The 8,334-nt window shown below is 26.3% G+C and carries 10 protein-coding genes; all 10 read right to left on the bottom strand.

What is annotated here, in order from left to right; genetic code table 11:
* A partial coding sequence (locus B5E58_RS12845) for a prepilin peptidase (protein WP_143597276.1) occupies positions 1-212 on the bottom strand: 212 nt, incomplete at its 3' end.
* Between the two features lie 25 nt (positions 213-237).
* Positions 238-912 carry a hypothetical protein gene (locus tag B5E58_RS12840; RefSeq protein WP_088110045.1) on the bottom strand — a complete coding sequence of 225 codons (675 nt, stop codon included), beginning with the start codon at positions 910-912 and terminating at the stop codon, positions 238-240.
* 10 nt (positions 913-922) lie between these two features.
* The gene (locus tag B5E58_RS12835; protein ID WP_088110044.1) at positions 923-3,517 is read right to left on the bottom strand and encodes a DUF5702 domain-containing protein; all 2,595 of its coding nucleotides are present in this window, start codon (positions 3,515-3,517) and stop codon (positions 923-925) included.
* Positions 3,518-3,530: 13 nt separating this feature from the next.
* Positions 3,531-4,169, bottom strand: a complete 639-nt coding sequence (locus tag B5E58_RS12830) for a TadE/TadG family type IV pilus assembly protein (protein WP_088110043.1) — start codon at positions 4,167-4,169, stop codon at positions 3,531-3,533.
* A gap of 64 nt (positions 4,170-4,233) precedes the next feature.
* The gene (locus B5E58_RS12825) at positions 4,234-4,404 is read right to left on the bottom strand and encodes a Flp1 family type IVb pilin (protein WP_088110042.1); all 171 of its coding nucleotides are present in this window, start codon (positions 4,402-4,404) and stop codon (positions 4,234-4,236) included.
* Positions 4,405-4,471: 67 nt separating this feature from the next.
* The gene (locus B5E58_RS12820) at positions 4,472-4,630 is read right to left on the bottom strand and encodes a Flp1 family type IVb pilin (RefSeq protein ID WP_088110041.1); all 159 of its coding nucleotides are present in this window, start codon (positions 4,628-4,630) and stop codon (positions 4,472-4,474) included.
* 3 nt (positions 4,631-4,633) lie between these two features.
* Entirely contained in the window at positions 4,634-5,560 is a 927-nt protein-coding gene (locus tag B5E58_RS12815; protein WP_088110040.1) for a type II secretion system F family protein, read from the bottom strand.
* A gap of 4 nt (positions 5,561-5,564) precedes the next feature.
* Entirely contained in the window at positions 5,565-6,377 is an 813-nt protein-coding gene (locus B5E58_RS12810; protein WP_242956677.1) for a type II secretion system F family protein, read from the bottom strand.
* Between the two features lie 19 nt (positions 6,378-6,396).
* On the bottom strand, positions 6,397-7,617 hold the full coding sequence (locus tag B5E58_RS12805; RefSeq protein WP_088110039.1) for a CpaF family protein: 1,221 nt from the start codon (positions 7,615-7,617) through the stop codon (positions 6,397-6,399).
* Positions 7,617-8,334, bottom strand: a 718-nt coding sequence (locus B5E58_RS13580; RefSeq protein WP_158097772.1) for a hypothetical protein, incomplete at its 5' end; no start/stop codon positions are given. The genes B5E58_RS13580 and B5E58_RS12805, both read right to left, overlap by 1 nt.

The following is an 8,334-nucleotide window of genomic DNA, read 5'->3' as shown; positions in this document are numbered from 1 at the left end:
CCTTTTGACAATATAGCTCCTATAAAAAATATTAAAAAAGCTCCAATTCCTCCTATAATACTATTAATCCAAATGTCAATATTACCTGTTATAAAAGTTGTAAATATACCAACAAAAAGACATATGATAATGGCTTTATTACTAACAATTCTGTATTTTATATCATAATATGTAAAATAAATTAAAAAACAAATTAATATTATCCAATTCATAACTTTTTACCTTTCTTTTTATTAATCAATCAGAATTGAAAAAAGCTCTACTTTTTGCAGTCTGAACAACTGTAAGATGTTTTATTAAAGGTATAGGAGTAACAAATTTTATGTTATATACCGCTACTATTTCGATTTCATTATATCCGTCTGTATTCTCAAAATATTTACTTTGACTAAAATCAATACCATTATTCCCTACACCTTGTATTACAAGATTATCTTTTAAAAAATCCCCTTTACTTTCTGGAAGATAAGAGTTAAAAACAGGAATTGTAACAGTATTATTTATTAACGTAGTTTTAGCTTGTCCATATACATTTCCAGTCAATGCAGTCATAAAACCTATTAATACTTGTTTTATATCAAACTCTCCTGGAAGTGATGCTGATAAAAAATTTCCATTTGAAATATCATTATAAAAATTTGTACAATCATCAATAAAATTATTGACATCTTCTCTACCTTCATTAGTTGCTGTTCCAATAGATGAGTTTATATCGTCTAATCCCGTTAAAGAATAAAAATAACTATATTCAGCCATTTCGTTAGCCGTTTGAATAATAGCATGTTGAACAATACCATGAATATAAACAACTTTAATAAACATACTAAATGTTATTACAGCTGTTATAATAGTAATCAATGATATAGTAGCTTCTATTGTAGCCGAGCCTTTTATATTTTTTATAAAATTCATAATACACCTCCTAGTATCCCTGATAATTAAGAGTTCTTATTTTGTATTTATCATTTTCTCTTATATTTTCAGGTGCAAACTCAAATCCCAATAAAAGAGGTTTCATATATACATTAGTATCACATCTAATATATGTATAATGTTCAGCTAATTTATAACTACTATCTTTTTGTCTCATATTAAGGTCTATAACATCTGCCATTCTCAAAATCTTGTCATCTTTATTTGTTAATAAAAGAAAAAAGAATAGATATGTTTCATAATCAACCATAAATCCCTTAGAATCATTATTTGGAGTAAAACCTCGACCAGAGCTTATAGAATTAATAATATTATCTATATTCTTAATACTTATATTGAGATTTTCATTAGTTTTTATAAGAGGAATTTTATATCCCATATTAACAATGAAATACATATCAATATATGTTTCCATTCCTGCAATAAATACCATTATAGCAATCTGAACAAGAGGAGCAAAAGTACCTGTACATGAAGCAGCCTTTAAAGCTAAATTTCTTATTTCTTTATTAGAATACATTGCAACAAGATTATTAGCCAATCTTATAGCATATATTTGTGCATAAATTGAATTATTATTATACTTATCACTTTTTCCACCTTTTATTATATATTCTATTTCAGAATGAAAATATGAACTGTCAATATAATCGCTCTTGTCTTTAAGTCTAAGATTTTTTTCAGGTTCAAAATCTCTCAGTTTATCATAATAATTTACATTTGTAGGCTTGCTTCTATTTTGCATAACATTATTCCAATATTCGCAACTATTTGTTAAACGTGATGAAAACATTCCCATTATATATAGGTCAGCCATTGCTACATTTGTTTGACTATTAGCCATGTTTATTATAGAATCTAAAAAACCATTTATCTGATTTAAAGAACCATCTATATCATCATTATTAAAGTCATCTATTTTTATACTCTCGCTATTATTTCCTTTTGATACATCTCCCTCAGGCATCGAAGCAGTATTATAATTATCTATTTCATTTTTTATATATTCATTATCTTTCTCCAAATACTTATCAGATGTTATATAATTATCAATCACTTTACTAGGTATATCTTCAGGAAGTTCACCTTGCTCTTTTCCACTTTCGTCATTGCCTTTTACATAGCTATCTTCATTATTTTTAAATAAATCAAAAAGATTAGCAGCCTCTTCGCTAGGTTCTTCATTTTTATACTCATTATATGTGCCATCAATTGTATAATCTTTAATATCATTAACACTTTCTTTTAATTCATCTACTTTATCAATTACATTTTTAGTTTCCTGAGAATTTACAGGAAACTGATATCCACTTTGAGTTTTTACATCACTTCCCATATCAATAGCTATATCTAAGTTAGAATTAAACTCTTCAATATTTGCCATATAATTAAGTACTTTAGAGTTTGCCTTTTGCAAAAATTCGGAATTAGATTTAAGACTTTCTAATTCTTTTATAGCACTTTCTGCATCTTCTTTAATACCTTCTTCAGTTTCTTTATTTCCACCAGATTTAATATTGTTCTTTATATTTTCTTGTTCCCTTATAGCATTATTTATTCTTATTTGAAGTTTTTCACTTTTTTCAATAAGTTCAGCAAAATTACTAGCATGCCCTAATAATATAGTTAAAAAGTTATCTATTTTAGTATAATAATTGCTCAGGCTATTTGGTTCATTGACATCTAAAATTGTCTGTATTTTATATTTACAATCCTCAATATCTTTTTCATTATTATTTTCTATATTTTCTTGCACTTCATTATTATTATCTGATGTTATCTGTTCTTGATTATTTTCAGTTAATGATGTATCATTACTTTTATCATTGTCGTATATTTCTTTAAGTTTTTCCAGTTCAGTTTTATATTCATTAAGTTTATTATTTATTCCAGAAATACTATTTATAAATGAAACACAATCATAATTATATTTATTTACAGCTTCTTTTATATCATCAGACAAATCTTTATAATCTCTTATTATCTTTTCAACATCTTCCCTTGAATCCAAAGTATCTTGAATATTTTCCATATCAACTTGATTTTTCTTAGCTTCTTCGGAAATTTGATTTCCTATACTTATAAACTGACCAACTGAAAAAGCTGCTCTATACTTAGAAAATTCCGCAACTTGTTTTCTTAATACCATAGGTTCTATAATACTATAAACTTTATTTATACTACTTTCACCATTCTCGAAACCATATAAATCAAAAGAATTATTTATTTCTTTATCAAATCCAAGTTGAATACTCATATCTTTAAATAATTTATTTATACTATCATTTTCAGGCAAATCTGAAGAAAGATTTGTCATAAAAAAATCCATATAATCACTCTTTAGACTTTCAATATTCGTTTCATCAAGAACAAAAAGACCATATCTATCTTTTAGCTCTTTATCATAATTTGCCAAAAGACTTTTTGCTGCACTATCTGAAGCACTTTGAACAATAGCTTTAGCATTTCTTATTCGACTTCCTTCAACCAAAACACTACTAAGTGTAAACATAGAAAAAAGTATAATAGCCATAAAAATTGATATAGAGCCTTTTTTTTCATTTATAAAATTAAATAATTTCACTATACTTTCACCTCTATTCTCCACTTATAATGTTAGTAAGTTTATCTATATTGTTTTGATATTTATCAATGGCGTTAGAGATAGTTTCATTACTATCAAGAATATCCATTATAAAATCAGTATTTCTTATCATTTCCGCTGTATCAGAAACAGATGCTTCAGCATAAGCATTAAGTTGATATGGATTATCTATAATAAGTGCCAAAAGACCTCCAAAAGGCACATTGTATTCAACTTTTATTTCAACAGAAATACGTTTATATAAAAAATAATTTGTAAATTTTATATTTATATTGTCGTCAGTATATGTATTTTTATTTAATTTATAGGCATTAAGTTTTGTGTTTATATATTTTTTTATTTTTTCTTTTCGTTCGTTCTGTTCTGTTCCTACATCAAAAAGCCGCCAATATACATTTTCATTGTCAAAATTGCCTTCTCCTATTCTACCAGTATACATATCTTTGCTTTCAACAGTATAAACAAGAGCCCCTCTCTCTGCTGCATCTTGTGCAATAGCATTTATTCTAACTTGCTCATACAAAATTTGAGACACAGCTATAAGCATCAAAACAACAGTAAAAGAAACAAGAAAAACTAAAGCCGTTTCAATGGTATATATACCTTTTTTATTTTTTATAAAATTATTCAAACAGCTCACCTCTTTTTTTGGAATAAAGGCGGTATATAACCGCCTTTTTTAATTGTTATTTATTTTAAAAATCTGGAGTAACATCACTATCAAAAGTTCCGCTTATCTGGTCCCATAAACCTTCTATTTTATCTTTAAAAACAACTGCAAGAGCTATCCCTATGGCAAGTATTATAGCAATCTCTATTGTAGCTATACCATCTTCCTCCATAATAAAACTTTTAATAAAATTCATAACATTTCCTCCTTTAAATTTAATTAATATTATTTATAATAATCGGCAATTTAAAAGCCGTTTGATTTTATTGTCCTATAATTTTTTCTGCAATACTTTTACAATATGTTAGCACTGTTTCTCTAAATACAATTGCTAATGATATTAATATTGCTGTGACAATGGCAACTTCAAGAGTATGTATTCCTTGTTCATCATATATAAATTCTCTAAAAATAATTATCACCTCTCAAATATTCATCATCATCATTGCAGGCATACCAACAACAATAAGTATTACAATCAATATAAGAATAAGCGGTATCATCATTTTTACTCCTGCCTGTGCACCTATTTCTTTTGCTGCATTTTTTCTCATTTCCCAACATTCAGCTGATTGTATCATTAATATTCTTACAAGTTCTGAACCGCCTTTTTTTAAATTAGTAACAAGAACCATACTAAATTTAATTATTTCTTTTACCCTACACCTTTTTCCAAATGCTTCTATTGCTGTTGCCATATCCATTCCATCTTGCATATCTACATATGTCTGTTTTATCTCAATATACAAAGGTGTTTGTTTTTCACTTTCCGAAGCTATTTTTTCCCATGCTTTATTTACCGTCATTCCAGCATTTACTAGAAGAGCAAGTTTATTTGCAAACTCCGGAAACTCTAATTTTAACATTCTATGCCTATTTTCTATATTTTCATTAAGTTTACTATCCATTAAAAACCAAAAAGCAATTGATAATATTATTCCACCTAAAGAAAATATAATTGATGAACCATAATCTTTTTGAATTACAGTGATAAACCCTATAAAACTACAAAATATTATTACAATAAGAGATGTTGCAGTCTTTTCAGCTTTGTATATAAATGAATAATATTCAGAATATTTAAAACCTTTAAGTTCTGTAAATTTTCCTTTAATTTCATACATATATCTTCCAAACCATAATTTTAAAAATTTAGGTAATTTATCGATTAAAGAATAATTTTCGTTTATATAAATTCCAATAGGTATAAATTTTTTTAATTTATGTTCATTTTCGTCAAGACTTTCAACATATTCATCATAAAGTCCTTTTGATTTATTATTTATAAAAATAGTAAATATTAAAGATATTATAAAAATCACAACAGATATCAGCGTTATAACAATATTCATATTTCTACACCTCTATATTCATTATCTTTTCACCAACAATATAACTGACAATAAATATAATTAAAGCTATTGTCATATAAAAACGACCTAATATTGTTGTAAACATAACGTCCATATAATCTCCTGACATATATGAAAGACCTAATATTACAAGTAACATAAGACCATTCATAGCTTTTTGTTCAAACTTTTTTTCACTGAGACTTGATTCTATATCACGTTTTATTTCTATTTTTTCGGTTATAACATCTGTTGTTATTTTTATTATCTCCGAAGATATACCACCTGTTCTCTTACAACTTATAAATACATCTGCAAAATTTTCTATATCTTCATCATGACTTCTTTTTGCTAAATTATCTAACAGAGATTCTATTGTTTCACCTAATTTTAAACCATTTGTTATGTATCCTATTTCTCTTATAATATCTGTATTTTCATCAGGATATAAAAGAAAAAGTTCCTCTTTACAATTGAGAAAAGCAGTTTCCACAGATTTTCCAGCCATAAGGCTTGAAGATATAGAATATAACATATCTTTAAATTGTAAATTAAGTGCTTTTTTTCTTTTATATATCTTTTTGGTATACATATATTCTGGAAAAAGAAGTCCAAATATAGAAAAAATTAAAGATATTATTATACTTTTATAAAATGTATAACCTATTAAAAAAAATAATAGTATTCCCAAAAAACGATAAAAATTTAACTCACTTTTATTCATAATATAATAGTTATAATCCGGTTTACCATTTATATCATAAGCATTTTTAAGAATTTCTTGTTTTCTAAGCTTATTCTTTTTTAAAATATTCAAAGATACCCTCTCCTTATCCTCAAAGTTTTATACCAGCTCTCTGAAGTTTATCTTTATTGATAAGTTCATTTTTCTTTATAAGTTTACCTATTACTTTTTGTTTTACCTCTTTTTCCTCTTCAAAAATATATAATGGGTTTAATATAAATTCTCCATCTTTATATCCAATCATTTCGCATATTTCAACGACCTTTCTTGACTTATCTCTAAGTCTTGACAATTGGATTATTATATCAATAGCAGAAGCAATTTGTTGGCGAATAGCATCAAGAGGAAGTTGTGCTCCCGTTAAAACCATTGTTTCTAATCTAGAAAGCATATCTCTTGTTGAATTTGAATGTCCTGTTGACAGAGAACCATCATGACCTGTATTCATAGCTTGCAACATATCAAGAGCCTCCCCACCTCTTACTTCTCCAACAACTATACGTTCAGGTCTCATTCTTAAAGATGATTTTATAAGGTCTCTCATTGTTATTTCGCCTTTCCCTTCGACATTAGCATTTCTTGTTTCGAGCCTTACTAGATTTTCTATTCCTTTTATTTGAAGTTCTGCCGAGTCTTCTATTGTTATTACACGTTCATCTTTTGGTATATAATTGGAAAGTGCATTTAAAAAAGTTGTTTTTCCAGAACCTGTTCCACCACTTATAAATATGTTATACTTAGCACATACAAGTTTTTCTAAAAATTCAGCAGCTTCCTTTGTTATAGAACCAAATCTTAATAAATCATCAATTGTTATTGGTTTTTCCGGAAATTTTCTTATTGTTACCGTTGCACCGTCTAAAGCTATTGGAGGTAAAACAACATTTACACGAGAACCATCTTTTAATCTAGCATCAACAATTGGCGATGACTCATTAACAGTTCTATTTACACTTGAAACTATATTTTGTATAATTCTTTCAAGTTCTTCATTATTAGGAAACTTATAATCACTTTTATAAACTCTACCTTTTCGCTCTATAAATATATCATTAGGACCATTTACCATTATTTCAGTAATTTCAGGATTTTTAATTAAAGGTTCTAAAACTCCCAAACCTCTCATAGAGTCAAAAAGTGTTTCTATTAAAAAAGCTTTTTCACTTATAGAAAGATATCTTTGTGAAGAATATTCTGAAACTGCACTTCTTATAAGATTCATAATATCATCATCTTCAAATATTTCATTCATATCTTTATTTTGATTTATTATATCTTTCAATTGACTTATAACTTCAGAAAAGTCTGTCATTATAACCTCTCCTCATTAATAACATTAAAAATATCTATAATATAACTATTAAAAATTACATATGAATTTTTAAACTCATAATAACCTTTAATCTTATTTATATAAGGTATTATTATTTCTTTATTTTCAAAGGAACCCATCATATTTTCTAAATATAAATTATCAGATAAACAATTTATAATAGGTATCATTTTTTTCATGACAATATTATGTTCTATTCTCATTCTCATTTCTTTTAAAAACTGATTATATTTTATATACCCTCTATATGATGGTTCAAAAATTGTAAATACTTTCCATGCACCTTGCATAATATTTAAGTTTTTAGTTGTAAATTCAATATCCATATCAATTAATATATAATCAAACATTCCTGTGTCTTGTATTTTATTGAAAAAATTCATTATTTCTTCAATCTGCATTTCTTCAAATTCAAGACCGCTTTTAGGAGGTAAAATATAATATATACCTGATTCATCATCTTTCAAAATTGATTTTTTTATTTGGAAAAATAATCTATCATTATTATCTGAAATAGCTATATTTTCCTCTTTATATACAAGAAATAAATCGGACATAGTTATGCCTTCGTCTTTATAGTTTATAAAGTTTTTTTCTAAACCAATTTTCTCCATATTAAAATACAATACATTTTTACCTTTTTCTGCAATATATCTTGCCAGAGAATAGGAAATTGTACTTTTACCACAGTAACCC

This window comes from Tyzzerella sp. An114, assembly GCF_002161055.1.
GTDB lineage: Bacteria > Bacillota > Clostridia > Lachnospirales > Anaerotignaceae > Fimicola > Fimicola cottocaccae.
Note: the sequence above shows the minus strand (reverse complement) of the source record. Positions and strands in the feature narration are given on the sequence as shown.

Bases quoted from the DNA above. Each gene is read 5' to 3' on its own strand.
- B5E58_RS12840 (WP_088110045.1), bottom strand. From the start codon at position 912: ATGAATTTTATAAAAAATATAAAAGGCTCGGCTACAATAGAAGCTACT.
- B5E58_RS12825 (WP_088110042.1), bottom strand. From the start codon at position 4,404: ATGAATTTTATTAAAAGTTTTATTATGGAGGAAGATGGTATAGCTACA.
- B5E58_RS12815 (WP_088110040.1), bottom strand. From the start codon at position 5,560: ATGAATATTGTTATAACGCTGATATCTGTTGTGATTTTTATAATATCT.
- B5E58_RS12805 (WP_088110039.1), bottom strand. From the start codon at position 7,617: ATGACAGACTTTTCTGAAGTTATAAGTCAATTGAAAGATATAATAAAT.